The organism is Nocardia pseudovaccinii NBRC 100343 (assembly GCF_001613225.1).
In the GTDB taxonomy this organism is placed as follows: domain Bacteria; phylum Actinomycetota; class Actinomycetes; order Mycobacteriales; family Mycobacteriaceae; genus Nocardia; species Nocardia pseudovaccinii.
The window spans coordinates 1-23,534 of sequence record NZ_BDBY01000114.1; the positions used below are offsets into that span (position 1 = coordinate 1).

Consider the following 23,534-nt stretch of genomic DNA (forward strand, 5'->3'; position numbering starts at 1 on the left):
GCGAACACGCAGCGCCGCAGGCGCTGCCATAGACAGAGCGCACGGCGCGCCGCAGGCGTGCCAAATTCAACACAGGTACCGTACGGCCGTGACTTCTGTGGAACCCCCCGAGCACGTGCGCGCCACGTTCGGTCTGCGCGAAGTGACCCCGGTTTCGCTGGGAGACTGGGACGGTGGCTGGCGGCTCGGTGATGTGGTGCTCAGCCCGATCGCCGATCATGCCAGGGCGGCATGGTCGGCGAAGGTCCGCGAAACCCTGAAGGTGGACGGCCTACGCCTGGCCCGCCCCGTGCGCGCCACCGACGGCCGCTATGTGGTGTCCGGCTGGCGCGCCGATACCTATTTGGAGGGTGTACCCGAGCCACGTTACGACGAGGTCGTCTCGGTATCACTGCGACTACACAAGGCCACGGCGGAGCTCGAACGACCACGGTTCCTGGTCCAGCCGCCGGTCGCCCCCTGGGTCGATGTCGACGTCTTCGTCGCCGCCGACCGCGCCGCCTGGGAGGCGGTACCGCTGCGAAGTCTGCGCGCCGGTGGCATCACCCCGGCAACCTCCCCCGACGGCCAACGCAGCATGGAACTGATCGGCCAACTCGCCACACTCCGCAAACCGGTCCAAACACCTGCGCAACTGGTGCACGGAGACCTGTTCGGCACGGTACTTTTCGCCGGAGTCTTCACACCCGGCCTCACAGACATCACGCCGTACTGGCGACCGGCGCCATGGGCCGCCGGTGTCATCGTCGTCGACGCACTCGCCTGGGGCGGCGCCGACGACGGCCTGCTCGACCGCTGGTCCGATTTACCCGAGTGGCCGCAGATGTTGTTGCGAGCGGTCATGTTTCGGCTTGCTGTACATGCGCTGCACCCACGCTCGACCCCCGAGGCGTTTCCCGGATTGGCGCGGACCGCCGACATGGTTCGCCTCATGCTCTGAGTTCGGTCCCAACCGCGCGATCGCCCGGTTACCCGATCTGCGCCGTGCGCTGCATCGGTTGCTCTATGCTCGGACAACCGCCATCAGGCGGCGTCGTTTTACCCGCTTTTCGGGCCACCGGATGCTGTGTGGTTGCCCGTGCTCGAACGGCCCCGCGACCGGTGCAGATGATGCCGGAATGGAACCGGATCGGACCCTCGTGGAGCAGCGTAAGCGTTGTGCCCGTGCTAATTTGACGTTCGTGGACGCGGTGAGGAGCGGCGCGCCTGCGACTTGGGGTGAGGACGGCAGCAGGTGAGAATCCAACCGAGGCAACAGATTCTGGACGTGTGGCGCGCCATGCTCGCCGCGTGCTGGGATGGCACGGACTGGCGCTGGGGCGGTCGGATGGACGCCAACTCTATCAGCGATTCCGAGCAGTTGCTCTGCCTGCTGTATCCGGCCACCGAGATCGATATCTTCGCACTGGACAATCCGGATCGCATGGAGGACGACGTCAGTTCGGTCCTCGAACCGCTCGGCGGTCCGAAGCAGATCGGTAGCTTCGTTGTCTGGCTGCTCGAGCGCTACATCGAGCAGAACACCCGTGACGGCGGGCAGCCGAACTTCTCCGCGGGCAGCTATCTGCGCTCCGCCGATGAGCGCGAACCCAACACGGCGCAGCGTGGTATCGAGGTCGTCGACTCGTACTCGATGTCGCTGACCGTCTGTATGGCAGGCCTGCGCTTCCTGCGCGCCTTCCGCGGTTGGGCGCGACCAGGGGAACTGACACAGCGGATCGATATCCTCTCCGGGCAGCTCAGTGCGCGGCTCACCGCGGCGATGACCGGACTGGTCCGCAGTTTCGTCGTCAATACCGTCAAGCCGAAATCGCCTGAGGGACAGGCGATTCTGGGGATGCTGAATCAGACCGGCGAGCCCGAGCAGGGCATGGTCGACGGTGTGCGGCGCAGTCTGGAACGGGTACGGGCGCGGTTGCGCAGTGATGTCACCCTGGGCCAGGAGGAATCGGTCAAGGAGCTCGAGGACGAGAATCTGCTGTTCGAATGCGGGTGGAGTTGGGGTGTGGCGCGCGACGCCACCGAGGTCGACTTCGTCGAGGCGCAGATCGCGAGTGAGAAGGGCATCGCCGATCCGCGCCCGTATCTCTATTTCACGGTCGTCGCGCTGGACGGCATCAACGACCTGGTCTCCCCGCGCACCGGTGAGCTCGGTCTGCTCGACGAGAAACAGCACCGGCTGGCCCAGGCCCTGCGTACCCGCTGGGAGTTGACCCAGCGCTACTGGTCGACGGTCGCGCGGTTCGGCTCGGGCGGTTGGCCGCTGGAGGATATTCCGTGGCGCACCTCCGACGGCGAGCAGTCGGACTACTTCAGTCTCATCGTTTCCGCGGTATTGATCCAGGATCTGGTCGCGCGCACCGCCTCCGATGACGACTTGACAAGGGCCGTAGCCATTTTCGACGAATTGGCGGGCCGAGGCCGGATCATTCGCCGGACCATGCGCGAAGACCCCGCCGTCGCGTTGCACACTCCCGGCGTGCGACTGACCCTGCGCGGCAGTGAGGGCGTCGAGGACGGACCGACACTGCAGTGGGAGGTTTCGGACTTCTCAGCGGTGCTGCTCAAGCGAATGTTGCAGGCGGCCAGGCTGTCCAACAATGTCGCGGCCCGCGACAAGTTGATGGAATTGGCCAAATCGGTGATGGAGCATCTGGATCGGCGCATGCTGCGGGCCGGTGCGCCCGGACTGTGGGACGATCCGGCGGGCGCGTTCGGGGAGAACGGCGATGCCGAGGTCACCCGGCCGTCCTGGTACATGACCGAACGCGTCGTCGAATGTCTGGTGGCCGCGGACCGCACCTACCGTGAACCGCCGCCCAACTGGCCGGATCTGCAGGACGTCGCGCGGGTCATGCTGAATACCGCCGAGCATCGATTCGATCAGGAGATGCTCGGTGTGAGCATCGACGACACCTCGGGCAACCGGGCCGCGCTCGATCGCGTGGAGGACCATATCGATCAGGCCAGGCGGTTGGTGCGCGAGGATTCCGCGACCACCTTCGTGCACGCCCTCGACGCGCTGCGCGAACTCGACCGACTGGCCGCCGCCCGCCGCGACGCGACAAGGAACCCCTAGCGCATGATCGTGTTCGCGACCTCCGACAAGGGCGGCACCGGCCGCTCGGTGACCAGCTGTAATCTCGCCTATCGGATGTGTGTGCGGGGTAAGCGGGTCGCCTATCTGGATTTCGATTTCGGTTCCCCTACCGCGGGTGCGCTTTTCGAGATCAGCGGTGTGGAGCGAGGCATCACCGGTGGCGACGGCCTGCATTCCTATTTGCTCGGCCGCGGCGTCGCCACTCGAATCGACGTGCGGGACAATACCGATCGTCGCGAATTACGCAAGATGCGTACACGAACCGGCAAGCTGTTCCTGTTGCCCGGCGATGCCGGTGGCGCGGAGTTCACTAAGATCGATGACCGTACCCTCGACAACTGCGCCCAGTTGCTGCTCGAACTCGATCAGGACTTCGACGTCTGCATTGTCGATCTCAGCGCGGGACGCTCGGTGGCGATGGACATCGCGCTCAAGGCAACGGCTTTGCCTCAGCTGGCCGCGCGAACGGTGCGCTGGCTGGTATTTCATCGCTGGACCCGGCAGCACATCATCGCCGCACATGGTCTGGTGCGCGGACAGTACGGGATCCTCGATTGCGGTTCGGGCGCGGGCCACGACCCCGAGGTACTGCTGGACAACATCAGGTACGTGCGCACCGCGGTGCCGCAATTGAACGAGGCGACCGAATCCCCTGGGCCGCAGGCGGCTTGGTTGCACCAGCAGGACTCCATGTTGAAACGGCTGGCATCGACGAACAAGGTCGGTGCGAGCGCGATGCTCGGCGAGACCCCGGTCGAGCCGGTATTGCAATGGCGCGAACAGCTGATTCTGGATATCGACGTGCAGAAGGAAATTGCCAACAGGGCAACCGTCGAGGCCTTCGACACGCTCGCCGATCGCGTGCTCGATCCCGCGACCTGGCGCCGGATCTGAATCGACCGAACTCGAGAACACCATCGGAGGAAAGGGATTTCGAGCACATGGAGCATGCCGCAGGCTACAGCGAGGCCACCGAGCACCCGCGCGTCGCCAAGGTGCCGCTGTCCCATGTGTCGATCGAGGTCGGGCATTTCTATATGCACGATCTGGCCAATGGCGAGGAGAAGATTCGCACGCAGTTTCGTCGGATCGTGCCGCTGGTCACGGCATTCACCGAGGCCGCGAAAATCGAATTCGGTCCGCGCGCCAGAGTGAGCACCTGCTTTCTGGTCGACGACTATTTCCGGTCCGACACCAATCCCGGCGAAATCCTCGACAAATTGCTGCGCAATGCCGACGAATGCGGTTTGAGCATCGACTATTTGGCGCGCGAGGCGGGCTGCTGGGAGGTTCCGGCCGCCGAATACGGCGCGGTGAGCGCGCCGCGTATCGAGCTGGCCGAGTTGGTCCGCGCCCGCATCGTGGCCGAACCGCCCGAGGGCGCGAACGGACGCAGACCACCCACCGCGGAATCCGGCTGGCTGTGCAATGGCCGACGCGCCTCCGATGATCCCTCGGAGCAGGCCATGCACGACGAGCCGTACGAACCGGCCGAGGAGTTCGGGCGGCGCGAGCATTCGATTTTCCTCGATGTCGAAATGTGGAGCAAACAGACCCGGAAGGTGAACGGGCGCAAGGAAGTCTTCACCAAATGGTCCTGCCCGTATCTGGCCTCCATCTGGCAGTTGCTGCGACTGGGCATGCTGCGTTTCGACGGTATGCCGGTGGTCGAGCCGCAGCCGTGGGAGGCGGGTATGCCGTGGCCGAGCAGTTGGTGGGAGATGCCCGCGGTGGTCCAGCTGAATCCGCGGGCCAAACCTTTTGCCGCATATCGGTCACTTTCGCTGCTGCCGCAGCGATATCTGGGTATCGAGCACGCGGTGCGGGTAATACTCGATCACATCCAACTCGACGACGAAGTGGTGGATCAGATCGTCGCCAGGGGCAACGAGGAGGGGATCGACGTATCGCGCAAGGTGACCGAACGCCTCACCCATTTCCTGCTGGACGGATCCTGACGTGAACGAACCGAACGATTCGGCCGCGCGCCGGATGCGCACGGCCCGCTCGACGCCGCATCTCAGGCAGCTGCGTCGTGGCCGAGCCGTGCGCCTGCTGATGCGCGCGGGTGCGGCACAGACCAGGACACCCGCAGGCCCACTGATCGTGTTCGGTGAGGTGGACACCTGCCTGCTGCCCGCGGCGGCGCCGCTGCCGCGCGGTGATCTCGAGCAACTGCTCGAGTTGGTGCCGGGTCGTCCGATGCTGTGGCGGGAGCGGCCGATGTCGCTCGCGGTTTCGCCGACCACCGCCGAGGGCGTGGATTGCCGGTTGGCCGCCCCTTCGCATCCCGATGTGCGGGCGATCGGCACGGTGGCAACGCACGCGGTCGTGGTCGGCGGACGGGTGCTGCAGAGTTCGGCGCAGACCAGAGTCGTGCGCGCCGCAGGCGATCAGCGCCGGACGTGGTCGCATTATCTGAGCCAGGTCGGGGTGTCCGAGGTGATCACCAAGGTCACCGCCGAAACCGGCGCTCGGCTGGCCGAGGGCTTCCTGGCCGCGGGCCCGCCGCCGGTGGGCACCCTCGATCTCGCGTCGATCGTCAATCGGCTGCTCGGCCGCATTCGGATGGATCACCGCCTCGATCAGAACACGCCGGTGCAATCGGGGACGACCAGGCTGCGCTGGGCGGCGCGGATCGGTGATCCAGCGCAGCCGGTGGTGTGGTTCAGGTTGCAGAACGATACGGTCCGCACCGCGTTGATCACCGTTCGCACCGAGGCGGAACTGGCCGATGTGCAGCGGTTCTGTGAGGATCTCGCGGTGCACGATTGGCTGCTGTCGGTCACCGCCGCGGCGCTGGAGCAGTCCGATGGTTACCCGCAGGGCAGTGCGGAGTCGGTGGGGGTGCTGGCCCCGGTGTTGCACCATCTGGCACATCTGTGGGTGCCGGGCGCGCATACGCCGCCGGCGCTGCGCGGGCTGTGGACGCAGCTGAATACCGATCCGGATTTCACCGCGGGACGGCGCGCATTGATCGATCAGCTGCACAATCGGGTGCTGGTGGCGACACTGGATGCGATGCGGCACACCAGAATCGGCACTGAGGACTACAGTGCGGATTAGCCGCCGCGGCGCGATCAGATCCGGAACCATCGCCGGACCAGCAATGCGAAGAACAGCGAATTGAGCACGAGTCCGGCGTAGGCCTCGATGACCAGCAGTGTCCGTCCGGAGCCCCTGATCTTCTCGAGATCGCCGAGGCCGAGTGGATTCAGATAGTTGATCAGGCACATGTGCAGTGCGGTCGGGATCGGCTGCCCGTCGGTGGCCCACAGCACGACGGTGCCGATGAGCAGTACGGCGGCGATCCAGCAGAGCAGCCGGAACGGCCGAAAACCATAGCCGCACAGCACTTCCAGGGTCCAGTGCGGGATCCGCTTCCAGACCTGATCGACGGCGCGGCAACGCGCTTGCGCCAAGGCGTGCCCGCAGCGGTCCTGTGCGTCGAAGTCCTCCTCGACACGGTGCAGTCCCACCGCGCGTTTGAAGGCCAGCACGGCATGGTGGGGCAGGTCGGCGGCGACCAGCGCGCGGCCGAGATGCTCATAGATTTCGGCGATCCGGGTGTTCTGGGTGCGGCTCAGCCGTCGTGGTCCGCGGAATTCGACCTCGGCGGCGAGCAGCGCCGTCAAAGCGCGCAGACGGCCGTCGCCGTCCGTGGCGGGTTCCCGTGCGGCGGTGTAGATATGGGAGAAGACCAGGCTGTCGCCGGGCTGGGAAATCTTCACCGGGTCGTAATCGAGTTCCAATGTCTCGACATGGGTGTTGAAGGAGTCGAGGAGTCGCTGTTCGGCTCCGGCTCCGGCCTGTTGGAAGTATTCGGCGATCTCACCGGCGTACCGGTCGGCATGTCGATCGATCAGCATGGTCATCGAATTGACCGCCTTCTCGGCGGTGGCAGGTGACAGTTGGGATAGGCCCGCGTATTCGGTCATCGTGTATTCCCCCGGGTGCAGCCGTCGCGTTCGACGTGATAACCACCATACCAACGCGATTCGACTATCAATCCGGTGCGCGACCGCCCTTGAGCCATCGCTTGTCGCTCGGCCCGGGGAACTGCGAGGTGGTAGGCCAGCGATCGATGCGGTGTACCAGCACATCTCGCGGTTCGTCCGCACCGAAGTAGCGCTGTTCGTATCCGGCCCAACGGAATCCCGCGTTCTTGTACAGCTTGACCGTGCGCCGATCGGTCGGTCGCACCGTGAGGTATACCGAATCCGCCTGTGCGGTGCGGCAACTCGTCACCGCCCGGTCCAGCAGCGCGCGGCCGAGGCCACGATTGCGGTAGCTGGGCGCGACCGCGAGACCCATCACCCAGCCGCGCCGCCGGGTGCCGACGCCGACGAGTGCGTAGCCGCGCACTCTGCCGCCGATCTCGGCCACCACCCAATCGGGTCCGTGCAGGTCGAACAGTTGCCGCAGCGTCACATACGGGTAGCACAGGTCGCCGAAATGTTCTCGCTCCAGCGCGGCGATATCGTCGAGATCCGCCAATCGTGCGGTCCGGAACACCGGTTCCCCCGCCCCCTCGGAATTATCCAATGCCCACCCTCCCGGTGTGAGGCTGCTTTCCAGCGTAAAGTGCTGGCGCAGTTGACGGACCGAGACCGCCAAATGCGATCCCCGCTCAGTCGCGGGCGATGCTGTGGATGGACGGCCGAATGCCGCGCTGGGGACCTCGTCCAGCGCGGCATTCGGGTCTAGCGGGTGATGTGGTTATACGTTGGCGTAGGCCAGTGAGGGGACACGGGCCACGGCGAACGAGGAGCGCAGGTAGAAGAACCAGGTGACCGCGGCCATGACCAGGAAGGCGCCGGCGTAGGCCCAGAATGCCGGGTTCATGCTGTGAAAGTTGATGTTGGACAGGCGAAGTGCCTGCTGGAGCAGATAGCCGCCGGAGGCGCCGATCGCGCCGATCACACCGATCGCGGCACCGGCCTGACGCTTGGCCGAGGCGGCGGCGTCGGTGAGGTCGAGTCCGTGTTCGGATGCGTACTTCTTGGCCTCGGCGCTGAAGATGGATGGGATCATCCGGTAGGTCGAACCGTTGCCGATTCCGGTCAGCACGAACAGCAGCAGGAAGGCGACCAGGTAGAGCGGGAAGCTCTTGGCCTGCAATCCGGCCATGATCAGCACACAGGCGACCGCCATACCGCCGAAGACATAGATGGTCATCTTGGCGCCGCCGACCTTATCGGAGATCCAGCCGCCGAACGGACGGCTGAACGAGCCGACCAGCGCGCCGAGGAAGGCGAGGTTGCCGAGGGTGGTGATCCAGCCGATCTTGGCCAGATCCGGGAAGTTGGCCTTGATCAGGGTCGGGAAGGCGAAGGAGAAGCCGATGAACGAACCGAAGGTGCCGATGTAGAGGAACGACATCACCCAGGTGTGCCTATTGGTCAGCGCCAGTTTGTAGGACTTTCCGTCGGCCTTGGCGGTGCTGATGCCGTCCATGTACCGCAGCGCGCCGAACATGGCGACCAGGATGAACGGCACCCAGACCAGCACCGACAGCGTGATGCCGAAGCGGTAGCCCGCCGCGTCCTTGGCCATGATGTGCGTGCCGAGGGTGATCAGCAGCGGCAGCACCAACTGGGTCTGCGCCACACCGAGATTGCCGCCCGCGGCGTTGATGCCAAGGGCCGCACCCTTTTTCCCTTCCGGGAAGAAGAACGAGATATTGGCCATCGAGGACGAGAAGTTGCCGCCGCCGAAACCCGCCAGTGCGGCGAGCACCATGAACACCCACATGGGTGTGCCGGGCTGGTTCACGAAGTAGGCCAGGCCGAGCGTCGGAATGAGCAGCATCCCCGCACTGAACGCCGTGAACGCGCGTCCGCCGAACTTCGGAATGGCGAAGGTGTACGGAATGCGCAGTGCCGCACCGACAAGCGTCGGGGTCGAGGTCAGCAGCAGCGCATTGCTCACCGCGGTCGGGTTGCCCTTGCCGAGTCCGGCCAGGAAGTCGAAGCCCGCCAGGCCCATGCTGGTCACCACGGTGCCCCAGATGACCCAGACGCTGAAGCCGAGATTCTCGGCGAAGACGGAGAAGATCAGGTTCTTGCGGGCGGTGAGTTTGCCGCCCGATTCCCAGAATTCGGTGTTGTCCGGTTCCCAGTGATCCAGCCAGCGCCCCTTTTTCTGGTGCGTGAATACCTGGGTATCCGACTGCTGGCCGGTGGCAGCTACTGCGGCAGTCATCGGCTTCCTCTCGATCTGGCTCGGTGGGTTCGCCGAGCTGCGGTCGAGACAAAGGTAAAAGCCGGTTGTTGCGTGTGAATGGCCTGAAGTGACGTTCCAGGCAAATCCGACTCACATGGTGGCGAGCCGGTCGGTGACCGATTGGTTACCTGTTGGGCGCAAGTGTTTTCGGTCGGTTGACCAGAAGTCTAGCGGTCCGGGTATTCGGCGATCAGCGAGGCGAGGAAGCACCGCGCGGCTTGGGCCGCGCGTTCCGGATCGCCATCGATAACGGCCTGCACCAATTCATTGTGCTCCGCGTCGTAGGCATCGTCGGATTTCGCGGTCCGCGCCCGGATCACCTGTTCGATAATCGGCAGCAGCGAATCGTAGAACTCCAGATATACCGCGTTGTGGCTGGCGACGACGATCGCGCGGTGCAGTTCCACATCGGCCTCGATGGCCGCGAGATTCTGTTCATCCCAGGGCTGCTGGCTGCGCTCCTCGAGCAGCCGCCGCAGATTGGCGATATCGGTCTCGTCGCGCCTGCGCGCCGCCAAGGCCGCGGCATTGGTGTCCAGGGCCATGCGCAGTTCCAGCACATCGCGTTCTTCCGCGTCGGCGAAGTACTTCGCGAGGGTGCCGCCGACCTCCGAGGCCGCTATGACATAGGTGCCCGAGCCTTGGCGACGCTCCAGCATCCCGGAGTGGACGAGCGCCTGCACCGCCTCGCGTACCGTATTTCTCCCGGTTCCGGTGAGCTCGGTGAGCTCCGGTTCGGTGGGGATTCGGGAGCCGATAGCCCAACGGCCGGAACGAATTTCGGCACGCAGCTGCTCGGTTACCTGGGCAATGAGGCTGGTCCGCCGGACGGGTTGCACGGCAACAGAGTACCGCCCGTCACAAATCCTTGCCTCCTATCATCGGGTCATCCTATGATTTCGCGGTGACTGCAACTCTCCCGGAAACCATGACTCGTCCGGAATCCGTCCGGGTCGAGCGGCGCAAACGTGCTCTGACGGAAGGCCGACTGCTCGTCCTCGCCGCCATTGTGATGTCCGCGCTCACCCTCCGGGTCGCCGTCACCGCGTTCTCGCCGCTGGCCGAGCGCATCGGCGCCGATATCGGTTACTCGACGGCCGTCGTCGGTGTCTTCGGCATGATCCCGACTCTGATGTTCGCGGTTTCCGGTCTGCTCACCCCGCTTTTCGTGCGCCGGATCGGGCTGGAGCGCACCGCACTCGTCGCGATGCTGATGGCCGGACTCGGCATGCTGATCCGGGCGGTGGTCGGCGGCACGGCCGAACTGCTGATCTTCTCCGCACTGGCCCTCGGCGGTATGGGTATCGGCAATGTGGTTATTCCGCCGCTGGTCAAACGGTATTTCCCGGACCGGCTCGCGGTGGTCAGCTCGCTCTACATCACCATGGTCCAGCTCGGCACCGTTGTGCCCGCGCTGATCGCGGTGCCGGTTGCCGATGCGCACGGCTGGCGGATCTCGCTGGGGCTGTGGGCGATTCTCGGCTTCGCGGCCGCGCTGCCGTGGCTCGGTGTGCTGCGCGATCGCCGCGGCCACGATCGGGTGGACAGCACGGCGCTGCCGTCGCGAACCCAGGAGCCCAAGGGCAAGGTATGGCGTTCGCCGGTGGCCTGGGGCATGGCGGGCATGTTCGGCATGACCTCGCTGACCACCTACGCCATGTTCACCTGGCTGCCCAAGATCCTGTCCGAGGCGGGCGCGAGTGCCGGGTTCGGCGGCGCCATGGTCGGTGTGTTCGCGCTGGTCGGTCTGGTGTCGGCGTTCACCGCACCGACGGTGGTCGCGCGGTTCCGCAATCCGTTCCCGTTCGTAGTGGGTTGTGCCGTCTTCTTTTTCACCGCATTCGCCGGACTGCTGATCGCGCCGATGACTGTGCCGTTGCTGTGGGTCGTGCTGTTGGGCCTCGGCCCGAGCACCTTCCCGATGGCGCTGACGCTGATAAATATGCGCACCAGGACCCCGCAGGGTTCGGCCGCGCTGTCAGGCTTCACCCAGGGCGTCGGATATGCGGTGGCCTGCGTCGGTCCGGTGCTGTTCGGCATGCTGCACAGCGCGACCGAGGGCTGGGGCGCACCGTTCGCGATGCTCGTCGTCGCGGTGCTGGTGTTGCTCACCGGAGCCTGGCAGGCCTGCAAGCCGCGCATGCTCGAAGACACCTGGAATTGATCCCGCTTTCGAGTTGCGAGGTGGTGTGACCGCGCGCATGCTGTGCGCGTCACACCTCACGAGCCGGTAATTCGAAGATCGGCTGTTTGTGACGTGTGGAAACCGGTGTGTCACATGCGCGAAACATTTCGTTGAAACTCACCCGGCTTTCCCGGTAATCGTGAGCAACCGTTGATTTGACGGTCATTTGGGGCAGCATTTCGGCAATACCCGTTTCCTACCGTGGGGCTAACCGATTTTGGGAGGCCCCTGTTGAGCACGCTGACGCGTAACCACAACATCGAGCATTGGGATGCCGAGGATGTCGCGGCCTGGGAGGCCGGTGGCAAAGACATCGCCAAGCGGAATCTGATCTGGTCGGTCTTCGCCGAGCACGTCGGGTTCTCGGTGTGGTCCATCTGGTCGGTCATGGTGCTGTTCATGCCCACCGATAAGTTCGGCATCGATCCGGCGGGGAAGTTCTTCCTGGTCGCCATGCCGACGCTGGTCGGTGCGTTCCTGCGCATTCCGTACACCGTGGCCACCGCGCGCTTCGGCGGTCGCAACTGGACCATCTTCAGTGCCTCGTTGCTGTTGGTTCCGACGCTGCTCACGCTGTATTTCATCAATCAGCCGGGCACCTCGTACACGACCTTCCTGGTGGTGGCGGCATTCGCCGGATTCGGTGGCGGCAACTTCGCCTCCTCGATGACCAATATCAATGCCTTCTACCCGCAGCGGCTCAAGGGTTGGGCGCTCGGGCTGAACGCGGGCGGCGGAAATATCGGCGTGCCGGTCGTCCAGCTGGTCGGTCTGCTGGTCATCGCCACCCTCGGCAACGGCTACGCCTCGCTGATCTGCGCGATCTACCTCGTGCTCGTCGCGCTGGCCGGTGTCGGCGCCGCGCTGTTCATGGACAACCTGAAGAACCAGAAGGCCGATCTCACCTACATGATCACGGCACTCAAGGTGCCGCAGTCCTGGGCGATCGCCTTCCTCTACATCGGCACCTTCGGTTCGTTCATCGGCTACAGCTTCGCCTTCGGTCAGGTACTGCAGATCAGCTTCAAGGCCGGTGGCGACACGGTCGCGCAGGCCGCACTGCATGCCGCGCAGATCGCCTTCATCGGTCCGCTGCTCGGTTCGCTGGCCCGCCCTTACGGCGGCAAGTTGGCCGACCGGATCGGTGGCAGCCGGGTTGCCCTGTACACATTCGCCGTGATGACCGCGGCCGCCGTGCTGGTCGCCGTGGCGAGCACCGCGGGTGACCGCAGTGGCGGCGTGCCGAGCGGTGCCGCGATGACGGCGCTGGTGGCCGGATTCATCGCGCTGTTCGTGGTGTCGGGTATCGGCAACGGTGCCGTCACCAAGATCATCCCCTCGGTCTTCGACGCCAAATCCAAGAGCCTGGACGCGAGCCCGGCCACCCAGGCCGCCTGGTCGCAGAACACCTCCGGTGCGCTCATCGGTTTCGTCGGCGCGATCGGTGCGCTCGGCGGTGTCGCGATCAACCTCGTCCTGCGCTCCTCCTACGCCTCGACCAAATCGGCGACCACCGCGTTCTGGGTCTTCATGGCCTTCTACGTGGCCTGCGCCGCGGTGACCTGGTTGGTTTTCCTGCGCCGCCCGCGCGGCGCGGTCGACTCCGAGGTCGTCGCGGAGGCCGAGGCACTCGTGCTCGAAGCCGAAGCAGGCACCCCGTCCCAGTCCACCAGCACGTCGGCCCGAGCCTGACGCCGAATCATCAACGGAGGACAGTCATGAACTCGACAGTCGACCCCACCCAGCGCAAGACCGTCGTGGTCGCCGGCCACGGCATGGTCGGGCACCGGTTCGTGGAGGCGCTGCGGTCCCGGGACGAAGCAGGCCAGTGGCAGGTCATCATCCTCAGCGAGGAGCAGCTGCCCGCCTACGACCGCGTCGGACTCTCGTCTTATGTCGGTACCTGGGATCCCGCCGCGCTGGCGCTGCCAGGTAACGAATACGCCGGTGACGCGCTGGTCGAACTGCGCCTCGGCCAGACCGCGCAGTCCATCGACCGCGAGGCGCGCAAGGTGACCACCTCGGCGGGCGACACCATCGCCTATGACGCGCTGGTGCTGGCGACCGGTTCGTATCCGTTCGTGCCGCCGGTGCCGGGCCACGACCTGCCGGAGTGCTTCGTCTACCGCACCATCGATGACCTCGACGGAATCCGCGCGGCCGCCGCCGCGGCCGGACCCGGTGCGTCCGGTGTGGTCGTCGGTGGTGGCCTGCTGGGTCTGGAAGCGGCCAACGCGCTGCGCCTGCTCGGCATGACGCCGCATGTCGTGGAGTTCAACGCCCGGCTGATGCCCGCCCAGGTCGACGAGGGTGGTGGCGCCATCCTGGAGAAGCTGGTCACCGATCTCGGGCTGCAGGTGCACACCGGTGTCGGCACCGCATCGATCGAGACCGTCGCGGACGCGGGAGCGGCTGAGCGCCTGAAGATTACGCTCTCCGACGATTCGGTCATCGACGCCGGACTCGTGGTCTTCTCCGCCGGTGTCCGCCCGCGCGACCAGATCGCCCGCGACAGCGGCATCGAGGTCGGCCCGCGTGGTGGCATCATCACCGACCTCGGTCTGCAGACCTCCGATCCGAACATCTACGCGATCGGCGAATGCGCTGCGGTGGAAGGTGTTTGCTACGGCTTGGTCGCCCCCGGCTACACCACCGCCGAGATCGTCGCGGACCGATTGCTCGGTGGCGCAGGCGAATTCCCCGGCGCGGATATGTCGACCAAGCTCAAGCTGCTCGGCGTGGACGTCGCCAGCTTCGGTGATGCGCACGGCACCACCGAGGGCGCGCTATCGGTCGTGCTACACGACGCCGCCAAGGGCACCTACGCGAAACTCGTCGTCTCCGACGACGCGCAGATTCTGCTCGGCGGCATCCTGGTCGGTGACGCGACCGCGTACTCGGCGCTGCGTCCGCTGGTCGGGCGTCCGCTGCCCGCCGAACCGGCCGCGCTGATCTCGCCCGCAGGCGCCGAACTCGGTGCCGATTCGCTGCCCGACGATGCCCAGATCTGCTCCTGCAACAACGTTTCCAAGGGTGCGATCTGCGGGGCCATCGAAGAGGGTGCCTGCGATATCGCGAGCGTCAAGAAGTGCACGTCCGCCGGAACCTCTTGCGGCGGATGCGTTCCCATGCTCAAGAAGCTGCTCGAGCAGTCCGGCGTGGAGATGTCCAAGGCGCTCTGTGAGCACTTCTCGCAGTCGCGGGCCGAGCTGTTCCAGATCGTCCAGGTCACCGGCATTCGCACCTTCTCCGCCCTGATCGCCAAGCACGGCACGGGCACCGGCTGCGATATCTGCAAGCCGACGGTCGCCTCCATCCTGGCCTCCACTTCGAGCGATCACATCCTCGACGGTGAACAGGCCGCGCTGCAGGACACCAACGACCACTTCCTGGCGAATTTGCAGAAGAACGGCACCTACTCGGTGGTGCCGCGGATGCCCGGCGGTGAGGTCACCCCGGATCAGCTGATCACCATCGGTCAGATTGCCAAGGAATTCGACCTCTACGTCAAGGTCACCGGCGGTCAGCGCATCGACCTGTTCGGCGCCCGCGTCGAACAGCTGCCGCAGATCTGGCAGCGCCTGGTCGACGTCGGCATGGAGTCCGGGCACGCGTACGGCAAGTCGCTGCGCACGGTGAAGAGCTGCGTCGGCTCCACCTGGTGCCGTTACGGTCAGCAGGATTCGGTCGGCATGGCCGTGCTGCTGGAGAAGCGCTACCGCGGCCTGCGTTCGCCGCACAAGCTGAAGCTGGCCGTCTCCGGGTGCGCCCGGGAATGCGCCGAGGCGCGCGGTAAGGACGTCGGCGTGATCGCCACCGAACAGGGCTGGAACCTGTATGTCGGCGGCAACGGCGGTCTGACCCCGAAGCACGCGGTGCTGCTCGCCGGTGAACTCGACGACGAGACGCTGATCAAGTACATCGACCGGTATCTGATGTTCTACATCCGCACCGCCGACCGGCTGCAGCGCACCGCGCCGTGGCAGGAGGCGCTGGAGGGCGGCATCGATTACCTCAAGCAGGTCGTGTGCGAGGACAGCCTCGGGATCGCCGAGGATCTGGAGGCGGCCATGGCCCAGCATATCGCCGGTTACCGCGACGAATGGGCCGCGGTGCTCGAGGACGAGGAGAAACTGTCGCGTTTCGTTTCCTTCGTCAACGCCCCGGAAGAGGCCGATCCGACCATTTCGTTCGATGAGACCGGGGAACGGAAGGTGCCTGTGTTGCTCGGCATGCCGGAAATCCCGGTTGCCACACGCGGGCAATAGCCGCTTAACCCCGAAGAAACAGGACGCCTGTACCAATGGGTAAGGCGTTTGGAGGATGACACCGATGACCGTGATGGATACCCCCGGCATTGCCACTGCCCCCACAGTGTTGACCCACCCCGTCGGCTCCGCCGACTTGCCATCCCCTTCGGGTTGGACGCAGGCGTGCCGACTCGACTACCTGATTCCCGGCCGCGGCGTTGCGGTGTTGCTGAAGGGCGGCCGTCAGGCCGCTCTGTTCCTGATGACCGACGGCACCCTCGCCGCCGTCGGAAATATCGATCCGATCGGCCGCGCGGCAGTGATGTCGCGCGGGATCGTCGGTGACCGCGCCGGTATTCCTGTCGTGGCCTCACCGCTGCTGAAGCAGGCTTTTTCGCTGCTGGACGGGCACTGCCTGGACGACGATTCGGCGACGCTGCCGGTGTACGCGGTGCGCGTCGAGGACGGCATCGTTTCGGTTTCCAACGACCCGGTCGATGCCGGACTCGTCGCCGCGGACGGTGGATAAGCATGACGACAATCGATACGGGCGCCTGTCTGGCCGGTTTCACGGTCGGCGTCACGGCCGCCAGGCGGGCCGATGAGTTCGCTACGCTGCTCACCCGACGGGGCGCCGGTATCGTCGCCGCTCCCGCCATCCGCATCATCCCGTTGGCCGACGACAACGAACTGGAGCGAGTGACCCGCGAGATCGTCGCCGATCCGCCGCAGATCGTGGTGGCCACCACCGGCATCGGATTCCGCGGCTGGATGGAAGCGGCCGAGGGCTGGGGCATTGCCGAGGATCTGCGGCTGACGCTGTCGGCCACCAGGATGCTGGCGCGTGGGCCGAAGGCCAAGGGCGCCATCCGCGCCGCCGAACTGCGCGAGGAATGGTCGCCCGCGTCGGAATCCTCTGCCGAGGTGCTCGATCACCTGCTCGCCGAGGGCGTGGAGGGTGTGCGGATCGCGGTCCAATTGCACGGCGCGACAACCGAATGGGAGCCGGTCCCCGACTTCTGCGAGGTATTGCGTTGTGCCGGTGCGGATGTCGTCGCGGTGCCGGTATACCGCTGGGTGCCGCCGGATGATCAGGGCCCGATGGACAACCTGATCGAGGCCATCATCACCTCCAGCCTGGACTGCGTGACCTTCACCAGTGCGCCCGCCGTGGCGTCGATGTTGATGCGCGCCAAGGAGACCGGGCTGCTCGAGGGTGTGCTGCACGCGCTGCGCGGACGGGTGCTGCCCGCCTGCGTCGGACCGATCACCGCGGCTCCGCTGGAGGAGCTGGGTGTGCCGACCTCGATGCCGGGACGGGCGCGCCTCGGTGCGCTGGCCCGGCACGTAGCCGAGGAATTACCGCGGCGCGCCAATCGAATTCAGGCCGCCGGACACACCATCAGCGTGCGCGGTGCGTGCGTCGTGGTCGACGGTTCGGTGCGTCAGCTCGCGCCCGCGCCGATGGCACTGATGCGATCGCTGGCGCGGCAGCCCGGGCGGGTGGTTTCCCGGGAGGATCTGCTCGCCGCGCTGCCCGGCGGCGGTGACGACACCCATGCCGTGGAGACCGCGATCGCGCGGCTGCGCGCCGGGCTCGGCACGCCGAAAGCCATTCAGACCGTGGTCAAGCGGGGCTACCGACTGGCGCTGGACGCCGCGGAGTGCGCCGATGACTTTCCGCGCACCGTCGCCAACGGCCGTGCGCCGGTAGCGGGCATCGGTACCCCGGCGCGCGCGCCGAGGTACGCACAGCCTGCGGGGAGCTGGTGACGGCTCCGGCCCTGGTCCTGGTCGCACACGGCACCAGGAGTACCAGGGGTGTGCAGATGATCGCCGCGCTCGCGGAAGCGGTGACCCGAGAGCTCGGGGTGGGTGAGTACGGCGTCGCGATTTCGGGGCGCGACGCCGATACTTCCGCCGCTCCGGTTTGTGAACATCGCGCTGTTGCTCACGGGCTGGAGAACCCCTGGGTGCGTACCGCTTTCGTGGACGTGCTCGGTCCATCTCCGTCCGAGGTGCTGCGTGATCTCACCGATGCCCAAGGGGAATCGGTTCCCGCCGTGGTGGTTCCGGCCTTCCTCGCTTCCGGATACCACGTCTATCAGGACGTGCCGCGCGAGGTGACCGAGAGCGGTCACCCCGAGGTCGCGGTCACCCCCGCGATGGGACCGGACCCGGCATTGGCCCGAATCATGGCCATGCGGCTGCGTGCCGCAGGCTGGCGTCCCGGTGACGCGGTGGTCTTCGCGGCAGCCGGATCCTCGGATGCCCGTGCGCGCCAGGATGTTCGGCGCGCGGCGGGCATGCTGGCCGAACATCTCGGTGTACCGGTTCGCATCGGCTATGTCGCCACCGGAGCCCCGCGCATCCCGGAAGTCGTTGCCGAACTTCGTGATTCGGGTGCGCGGCGCGTCTTCATCGCCTCGTATCTGCTGGCCCACGGTCTGTTCCAGCAGCGCTTGCACGATGCTGGAGCCGACGGTGTCGCCGAGCCGATCGGTGTTCACCCTGCGGTCGTCCGTCTGATCGCCGACCGATACCGTGCCGCTGCCCAGGAACTGATGCGGGCCAGCACGTTCCCTGTGCAAGTCAGGGGAGCGTAGCGCAGTACGAGCGCTGGTACCGGGACCAGAAGGCGGCTCGAGCTGGTCTGTTTACCGGGAATGCAGCCGGTCGACGAGAAACGCGATGATATCGTCACGGGCCTGGGCGGTAGGTTCACCGGCGGCGTCGATGAGGTGGGCAGTGACGACGCTGTGGGCGCACCCGACATGCTGTTCGAAGAACGGTGGTGGCGCCGGGTTTGCCGCCGACGCGGGTAGCACCCGTGGCTCGAAGCGCGGGCCGAGGGCTGCCGCGTAGGCGGCGAAACGTTGCGCGGTGCAGAAACGGTCGCCTTCGAATCGGTAGGCGCGCACGACGAGGTCCTCACGGTCGAGGCGTTCGCGGACCGCGGACAGCTCCGTGGCCGAAATCTCAAGCGCGCCAGGATCGTCCAACGGCAGGGAGGGCTGACATAGCACGGGCGCCAGCACCGCTGGTTCGAGCATCATGGTGAGTGCGAAGTTCCCCGTGAAGCACATGCCGAGCGCGCCCACACCGCGACCGCCGCATTCGCGGTGCGCGATGACGGCCAGCGCCCGCAGCCATCGGGTGACGGGACTGGATCGGCCGGCTCCGAACGCTCGGAATTCGGCGCTGACGCAGGCGCGTTTGAAAACTGTCGCACCGTGGTCGGCATGCGGATAGGCGCCGTCCCGGCCGAACAGCGACGGCAGGTAGACCGTGAGCCCCGCATCACGGACCCACCTGGCGAATCGCGCCACGTCCGGGCTGATGCCCGGCATCTCCGCCATCACGATGACCGCGGGTCCGTCGCCGCCGACGTACACGGTGTGGGTCGTATCGTCGAATGTGACCAGTCGGCGGGTGAAGTCGTCGAGGGGATCATCGCGTGGAACTTCCGAGAAAGAATTCTGCACAGTGGAAACGATGCCGGAGGCTATGCGGCATCACCATTGACCTGTTTGCCACTATTCGGTCTATTCTTGCCACGTGATTACCCACCTCGCGCTGGACGGTGTGCTCGAGGGTGCGCTCGGCATCGGGATCGACATCGTTGACACCGCCGCCGCGGTCGCCGACCGGACGCCGCCGCGGCTGCTCTTTCAGCGCGTCGTGTCATTGGACGGAGAACCTGTTCGATCGGGCAGCGGACGATTGATCTCGGTATCGACCGGGGTTCCGATGAGCCCCGGAGAATTCGGTCCCGACGACGTATTGGTGATCGCGGGTCCTTCCGCGGCGGACGAATGTCGCATCGATCAACTTCTGATCCGACCCGACACGCTACGAGCGGTGGAGCTGATTCGGCATGCGGCCGCCAGCGGTGCGACGGTGGCCGCATCGTGCTCAGCCACCTTCGTCCTCGCCGCCTCGGGGCTCCTGTCGGGACGGCAAGCAACGACGACCTGGTGGCTGGCACCGCTGCTCTCTCGACGCTTCCCGGACGTCGAAGTACAAGCCGACCGCATGGTCATCGAGAGTGGAAAAGTCCTCACCGCGGGCGCCGCCTTCGCCCACGCCGACCTCATGCTGGCGTTGGTCGCCCGCCTACAAGGCGCGGAACTCGCCCACCGTGTCGCTCGCTACCTCGTGCTCGACGCCCGCATGTCGCAGTCGCGCTATATGGTGCTGGAGCACCTACGGTCCACTGACCCTACCGTGCGCGCGGTCGAACGGCATGTCACCGCCAATCTCGACCGCCAACTGACCCTGACCGAACTGGCCTGCGCCGCATCGGTTTCCGAGCGAACTCTCGCGCGGCGCATCCGTGCGGGCCTCGGCATATCGCCCATGGAGTTTGTCCACCGCCTCCGCGTCCGCCACGCGGCCACCCTCCTCGCCGCCACCCGAGACCCCGTCGACGTCATCGCCGCCGCCGTCGGTTACGCCGATCCGGCCGCGTTCCGCCGCATCTACCGCAGGCATACGGGCGAGGCCCCCAGCTCCACCCGAACCCGATCACGAGCACCGCAAACGAGCAGCGGAATCTGAATATTCAGATTGATTCATCCGAACCGCCATGGCGTCATGCGGATTTGCGAGACATCAGTATTGAAAATCCGAGCACGGGTGCTGGTCCGGCAGGTAGCAAGGCGGTGCTGGAATCCGTTTGATCGAACCTCCGCCAACCACATCGGATCGAACTGATGATGCGCCATCGAGAGTTGGTTCGCTGATGCCGGATTGCGGGATCAGCTCGTCGATGACGGAGTGCGGGTGAAGGATGCGCGGTAGGCGGTCGGGGGGAAGCCTACGTGGCGGATCATGTGCTGGCGCAGGGATTCCGCGGAACCGATGCCGCTGTGGCGGGCCACCTGGTCCATGGGCAGGGTGGTGGATTCGAGGAGTTCGCGGGCGCGCTGAATGCGTTGGTGCAGTAGCCATTTCTGCGGGCTGAGGCCGGTTTCCTCGTGGAAGCGGCGGGTGAGGGTGCGCACGCTGGTGCGGGCGTGGGTGGCCAGATCGTCCAGGGATAGGGGAGTGTCGAGGCGTTCCAGGGCCCAGGTGCGGGTGGCCGAGCGGGTGCGGCCGTTCTCCGGCGGCAGTGGTGAGTCGACGAATTGGGCTTGGCCGCCGGGGCGTACCGGTGTCACCACAGCGGCGCGGGCGCCGCATTGGCGACCGTCGCACCGTAGTCGGTGCGAATCAGGTGCAGGCACAGGTCGATTCCGGCGGCGGCACCTGCGGCGGTGGTCACCGGTCCGTCGACGACACCACCACCCGGGAGACCTTCGGACTCACCGCGAGCAAGCTCGACGATGTCTTCGCGGAGGTGGTTTCGGCATCCTGATCGGCCTGACGACGGCGACATCCCGAGGGTGTGGAATGCCGCGGTCTCCGTCCGGTAGTGCCGTAGGTTGGCCGCGGCAGGCTTTCCGAAATACCCGGGGAGGCGTTGTGACGGGAGCCGACGACAACACCGCGCGAGCGGGCGCGACCGGTCCGACGGTCTTATTGCCCGAACTCCTCCGTGCGGGCACCGTTCCGGATGCGATCGCCCTGCGTGACGGTGCGCGCACGATGACCTATCAGGAGCTGGACGAGGAATCATCCAGATGGGCGCGCGAATTGATGGCCGGTGGTGCGGGACCGGGCGAGTTCGTGGTGGCAGCGCTGTCGCGGCCGCTCGAATCCGGGCTGGCGCTCTGGGCGGTCGCCAAGACCGGAGCGTGTTTCGTTCCGGTCGACCCGACCGAACCGTCCCGCCGAATCGCGACGGTGATCGCGGATTCCGGTGCACGGCAGGGGATCACGGTCGCCGCTGTCAGGCGAGATCTACCGCGACACGGCATCGACTGGCTGATGTTCGATGATTGCGCCGCGGCCGGTCGAGCCGCCCGTCGCCCCGCTACCCCGATCGACAATGTCCACCGGGCGCGGGCACTACGACCCGGCCACCCGGCGTATCTGCTCTACCTCTCGGATCCGACGGGTGCCCCGAAGGGCGTCCTCGTCACCCACCGCGAGCTCGACCACCGCACCCCGCATCCGCCCTCCGCCGGGCACCCCTTGTCGTAGCCGGGCACCCTGTGTGCTGGGTGCCCGGCTATCAGACGGGGTGCCCGGTCTCAGGCGTTGTCGTACGCGTCCTGCAGAACCTTGATATCGAGCTTGGACATGGACCGCAGCGTCGCGGCGGTGGCGGCGGTCTTGGTGGGGTTCGCACCGTCCATGAGGTTGAGCAGGGTCGCCGGGACGACCTGCCAGGACAGGCCGTAGCGGTCGGTGAGCCAGCCGCACGGCCCGGGTTCACCGCCATCGATCAAGGCGTCCCACAGGCGATCGACCTCGGCCTGGGTATCCACGATCACCTGGATCGATGCGGCATCCGTGAACGGATGCCCGGGACCGCCGTTCATCAGGGTGTACGGGTGACCGTCGAGTTCGATCGAGACGATGAACGCCGAGCCATCGGGGTGTCGATTGACATCCACGATGCGAGAGTTGGGAATCAGCGCGGTGTAGCGGGTGGCGGCTTCCTCGGCGTCGTTGTCGAACCAGAGGAAAGTGTTGACCGACATGGTGGGCTCCTTGGGTAGGTTATGACCTGCTTTCACCCTTCGGTCGGAGCTGCCCCGACGTCTTCGACATATCTCCGCGAAATTTTCTGAAGAAATTTTCGTGCAGGTCAGACGCTCGCGACGGCGATGAAGCGGTCGGGAGTGATCGTGATCAGCACCCGCGCGCGCTCCACCTCACCCAGCACCGGCCCGGTGCCGTACTTCTCCCAGATGCGCTGGGTCCACACACCATCCGCATCGATGGTCAGCTCGGCATCTCCGATCGCCCACACCTGCCGATTCGGTCGCTGCCCGCCGTCCCGCGAGCCCACCATTTCCCGATCGATTACCAACCCGACCCGCGGATTCGCCAGAATCCGCCGCAAATGCGGCCGCCCCGCCCAACTGGTCAGCCGGAATGCCTGCTGATCCCACAGAAACCACATCGGTGTGACATGCGGATATCCGGCCGCGTCGATGGTAGCCAGGTGCGCGACGATATCGCTGGCCAGCAACCCGGCAATCTCGGCTCGACGTAACGCCCGCATCCAGAACCCCTCGATTCGAACTTATGTTCGAGTCTACCTTGCGGTTGGGGATACGGGCCATTCGATTCAGTGCTCTCGGTAGTAGTCGGCGAGGGTGTGGAATGCGGCCTTCGGTTCCCATGGCAGGTCCGGATAGGTGTCGCCCTGTCGGTTTTCGAAGACTTTGACGATGCCGTAACTGGCCAGGTCCAGGTCGTCGCGCGGGGCGCCGTCGGGGCGGTGTGGGTGGTCGTGCAGGGCGAGGGTGAAGACGAAGGTGCTGTCCACGTCCTTGCTATCGAAGATCTCCAGTAGCTCGCGGATGTAAGCGGCCTGGCCTGCCTCGTCGCGGCGGTAGTCGCCGTTCACGCGCAGTGGCGCGCCGGTATCCGGATCGTGTTCGACGATCTCCAGGCCGAGTGCGCCGCGATCGCCCGCGCCGTGGAAGGTGGCCGCGCCGAACTCCGTGATCGCGAGCGGCTTGCCTTGGGCGACAAGGGTTCCGACGCCATCGGCGAACCGGTCGGCGATCTCGGCGGACCGATATAGATCCACCGAGGCAATGTCGAAGGGCGCCCAGTCCACGCGTTCGAGCGGCACCGCGGCATAGGTGATTTTGCCTCCGAAATGTTCCCGGACCACCGCGACCGCCTTGCCGAGGAATTCATTGACCCGCGC

The 23,534-nt window shown here is 66.0% G+C and carries 22 protein-coding genes and 1 pseudogene; 14 read left to right on the forward strand and 9 right to left on the reverse strand.

Annotated features, from left to right (window positions below):
• Positions 1 to 88 precede the first annotated feature (88 nt).
• From NP3_RS13370 to NP3_RS13390, 5 genes are all read left to right on the forward strand, one after another.
• Positions 89 to 940 carry a TIGR02569 family protein gene (locus NP3_RS13370; RefSeq protein ID WP_040694815.1) on the forward strand — a complete coding sequence of 284 codons (852 nt, stop codon included), beginning with the start codon at positions 89 to 91 and terminating at the stop codon, positions 938 to 940.
• Positions 941 to 1,234: 294 nt separating this feature from the next.
• Positions 1,235 to 3,079 (forward strand): SCO2524 family protein, encoded by a 1,845-nt coding sequence (locus NP3_RS13375; protein WP_063824759.1) that lies wholly within the window; start codon positions 1,235 to 1,237, stop codon positions 3,077 to 3,079.
• Between the two features lie 3 nt (positions 3,080 to 3,082).
• Positions 3,083 to 3,994, forward strand: a complete 912-nt coding sequence (locus NP3_RS13380) for an SCO2523 family variant P-loop protein (RefSeq protein ID WP_063041169.1) — start codon at positions 3,083 to 3,085, stop codon at positions 3,992 to 3,994.
• A 47-nt stretch (positions 3,995 to 4,041) separates the two neighbouring features.
• Positions 4,042 to 5,058, forward strand: a complete 1,017-nt coding sequence (locus NP3_RS13385) for an SCO2522 family protein (protein ID WP_040694812.1) — start codon at positions 4,042 to 4,044, stop codon at positions 5,056 to 5,058.
• 1 nt (position 5,059) lies between these two features.
• Complete coding sequence (locus NP3_RS13390) at positions 5,060 to 6,166, forward strand: SCO2521 family protein (protein ID WP_063041171.1); 1,107 nt, start codon at positions 5,060 to 5,062, stop codon at positions 6,164 to 6,166.
• Positions 6,167 to 6,180: 14 nt separating this feature from the next.
• Here NP3_RS13390 and NP3_RS13395 read toward each other — a convergent pair whose 3' ends face one another.
• The 4 genes from NP3_RS13395 to NP3_RS13410 all read right to left on the reverse strand — a co-directional run bounded on the left by NP3_RS13395 (position 6,181) and on the right by NP3_RS13410 (position 10,164).
• A complete protein-coding gene (locus NP3_RS13395; protein WP_063041173.1) occupies positions 6,181 to 7,038 on the reverse strand; it encodes a hypothetical protein in 858 nt (285 codons plus the stop codon).
• 67 nt (positions 7,039 to 7,105) lie between these two features.
• Positions 7,106 to 7,645: a GNAT family N-acetyltransferase gene (locus NP3_RS13400; RefSeq protein ID WP_169814495.1), complete on the reverse strand. Its 540-nt coding sequence runs from the start codon at positions 7,643 to 7,645 to the stop codon at positions 7,106 to 7,108.
• A gap of 174 nt (positions 7,646 to 7,819) precedes the next feature.
• Positions 7,820 to 9,304: an MFS transporter gene (locus NP3_RS13405; protein WP_063041178.1), complete on the reverse strand. Its 1,485-nt coding sequence runs from the start codon at positions 9,302 to 9,304 to the stop codon at positions 7,820 to 7,822.
• Positions 9,305 to 9,492: 188 nt separating this feature from the next.
• Entirely contained in the window at positions 9,493 to 10,164 is a 672-nt protein-coding gene (locus NP3_RS13410) for a FadR/GntR family transcriptional regulator (protein WP_063041180.1), read from the reverse strand.
• A 65-nt stretch (positions 10,165 to 10,229) separates the two neighbouring features.
• On the opposite strand from NP3_RS13410, the gene NP3_RS13415 reads away from it, so the two are divergent.
• The 6 genes from NP3_RS13415 to NP3_RS13440 all read left to right on the forward strand — a co-directional run bounded on the left by NP3_RS13415 (position 10,230) and on the right by NP3_RS13440 (position 18,366).
• The gene (locus NP3_RS13415; protein ID WP_245720917.1) at positions 10,230 to 11,489 is read left to right on the forward strand and encodes an MFS transporter; all 1,260 of its coding nucleotides are present in this window, start codon (positions 10,230 to 10,232) and stop codon (positions 11,487 to 11,489) included.
• 249 nt (positions 11,490 to 11,738) lie between these two features.
• Positions 11,739 to 13,202 carry a nitrate/nitrite transporter gene (locus NP3_RS13420; RefSeq protein ID WP_084508554.1) on the forward strand — a complete coding sequence of 488 codons (1,464 nt, stop codon included), beginning with the start codon at positions 11,739 to 11,741 and terminating at the stop codon, positions 13,200 to 13,202.
• Between the two features lie 26 nt (positions 13,203 to 13,228).
• On the forward strand, positions 13,229 to 15,778 hold the full coding sequence (gene nirB / locus NP3_RS13425; protein WP_063041185.1) for a nitrite reductase large subunit NirB: 2,550 nt from the start codon (positions 13,229 to 13,231) through the stop codon (positions 15,776 to 15,778).
• A 64-nt stretch (positions 15,779 to 15,842) separates the two neighbouring features.
• Positions 15,843 to 16,289, forward strand: a complete 447-nt coding sequence (gene nirD, locus NP3_RS13430) for a nitrite reductase small subunit NirD (protein WP_084508555.1) — start codon at positions 15,843 to 15,845, stop codon at positions 16,287 to 16,289.
• 2 nt (positions 16,290 to 16,291) lie between these two features.
• A complete protein-coding gene (locus tag NP3_RS13435) occupies positions 16,292 to 17,533 on the forward strand; it encodes a uroporphyrinogen-III synthase (RefSeq protein ID WP_063041186.1) in 1,242 nt (413 codons plus the stop codon).
• The gene (locus NP3_RS13440; RefSeq protein ID WP_063041187.1) at positions 17,530 to 18,366 is read left to right on the forward strand and encodes a sirohydrochlorin chelatase; all 837 of its coding nucleotides are present in this window, start codon (positions 17,530 to 17,532) and stop codon (positions 18,364 to 18,366) included. The genes NP3_RS13435 and NP3_RS13440 overlap by 4 nt, the downstream gene beginning before the upstream one ends.
• A gap of 51 nt (positions 18,367 to 18,417) precedes the next feature.
• On the opposite strand, the gene NP3_RS13445 is transcribed toward NP3_RS13440, so the two are convergent.
• A complete protein-coding gene (locus NP3_RS13445; RefSeq protein WP_063041188.1) occupies positions 18,418 to 19,245 on the reverse strand; it encodes a dienelactone hydrolase family protein in 828 nt (275 codons plus the stop codon).
• A 73-nt stretch (positions 19,246 to 19,318) separates the two neighbouring features.
• Here NP3_RS13445 and NP3_RS13450 point away from each other — a divergent pair, with 73 nt between their 5' ends.
• Complete coding sequence (locus tag NP3_RS13450) at positions 19,319 to 20,320, forward strand: GlxA family transcriptional regulator (protein WP_063041189.1); 1,002 nt, start codon at positions 19,319 to 19,321, stop codon at positions 20,318 to 20,320.
• A 200-nt stretch (positions 20,321 to 20,520) separates the two neighbouring features.
• Here NP3_RS13450 and NP3_RS49095 read toward each other — a convergent pair whose 3' ends face one another.
• Entirely contained in the window at positions 20,521 to 20,925 is a 405-nt protein-coding gene (locus tag NP3_RS49095; protein ID WP_169814494.1) for a helix-turn-helix domain-containing protein, read from the reverse strand.
• Positions 20,926 to 20,978: 53 nt separating this feature from the next.
• On the opposite strand from NP3_RS49095, the gene NP3_RS49100 reads away from it, so the two are divergent.
• Both NP3_RS49100 and NP3_RS13465 read left to right on the forward strand, forming a co-directional pair.
• Positions 20,979 to 21,119, forward strand: coding sequence for a hypothetical protein (locus NP3_RS49100; RefSeq protein WP_169814496.1), 141 nt, complete (start codon positions 20,979 to 20,981; stop codon positions 21,117 to 21,119).
• 107 nt (positions 21,120 to 21,226) lie between these two features.
• Positions 21,227 to 21,847 (forward strand): AMP-binding protein, encoded by a 621-nt coding sequence (locus NP3_RS13465; protein ID WP_063041194.1) that lies wholly within the window; start codon positions 21,227 to 21,229, stop codon positions 21,845 to 21,847.
• Positions 21,848 to 21,897: 50 nt separating this feature from the next.
• Here the strand turns inward: NP3_RS13465 and NP3_RS13470 are convergent, their stop codons facing one another.
• From NP3_RS13470 to NP3_RS49105, 3 genes and pseudogenes are all read right to left on the reverse strand, one after another.
• On the reverse strand, positions 21,898 to 22,350 hold the full coding sequence (locus NP3_RS13470) for a VOC family protein (protein ID WP_063041196.1): 453 nt from the start codon (positions 22,348 to 22,350) through the stop codon (positions 21,898 to 21,900).
• A 107-nt stretch (positions 22,351 to 22,457) separates the two neighbouring features.
• Entirely contained in the window at positions 22,458 to 22,877 is a 420-nt protein-coding gene (locus NP3_RS13475; protein WP_063041198.1) for a pyridoxamine 5'-phosphate oxidase family protein, read from the reverse strand.
• 66 nt (positions 22,878 to 22,943) lie between these two features.
• A pseudogene (locus tag NP3_RS49105) lies at positions 22,944 to 23,534 on the reverse strand (hypothetical protein); the annotation flags it as partial.

Bases quoted from the DNA above. Each gene is read 5' to 3' on its own strand.
- NP3_RS13380 (WP_063041169.1), top strand. From the start codon at position 3,083: ATGATCGTGTTCGCGACCTCCGACAAGGGCGGCACCGGCCGCTCGGTG.
- NP3_RS13385 (WP_040694812.1), top strand. From the start codon at position 4,042: ATGGAGCATGCCGCAGGCTACAGCGAGGCCACCGAGCACCCGCGCGTC.
- NP3_RS13395 (WP_063041173.1), bottom strand. From the start codon at position 7,038: ATGACCGAATACGCGGGCCTATCCCAACTGTCACCTGCCACCGCCGAG.
- NP3_RS13405 (WP_063041178.1), bottom strand. From the start codon at position 9,304: ATGACTGCCGCAGTAGCTGCCACCGGCCAGCAGTCGGATACCCAGGTA.
- nirB (WP_063041185.1), top strand. From the start codon at position 13,229: ATGAACTCGACAGTCGACCCCACCCAGCGCAAGACCGTCGTGGTCGCC.
- nirD (WP_084508555.1), top strand. From the start codon at position 15,843: ATGACCGTGATGGATACCCCCGGCATTGCCACTGCCCCCACAGTGTTG.
- NP3_RS13435 (WP_063041186.1), top strand. From the start codon at position 16,292: ATGACGACAATCGATACGGGCGCCTGTCTGGCCGGTTTCACGGTCGGC.
- NP3_RS13470 (WP_063041196.1), bottom strand. From the start codon at position 22,350: ATGTCGGTCAACACTTTCCTCTGGTTCGACAACGACGCCGAGGAAGCC.
- NP3_RS13475 (WP_063041198.1), bottom strand. From the start codon at position 22,877: ATGCGGGCGTTACGTCGAGCCGAGATTGCCGGGTTGCTGGCCAGCGAT.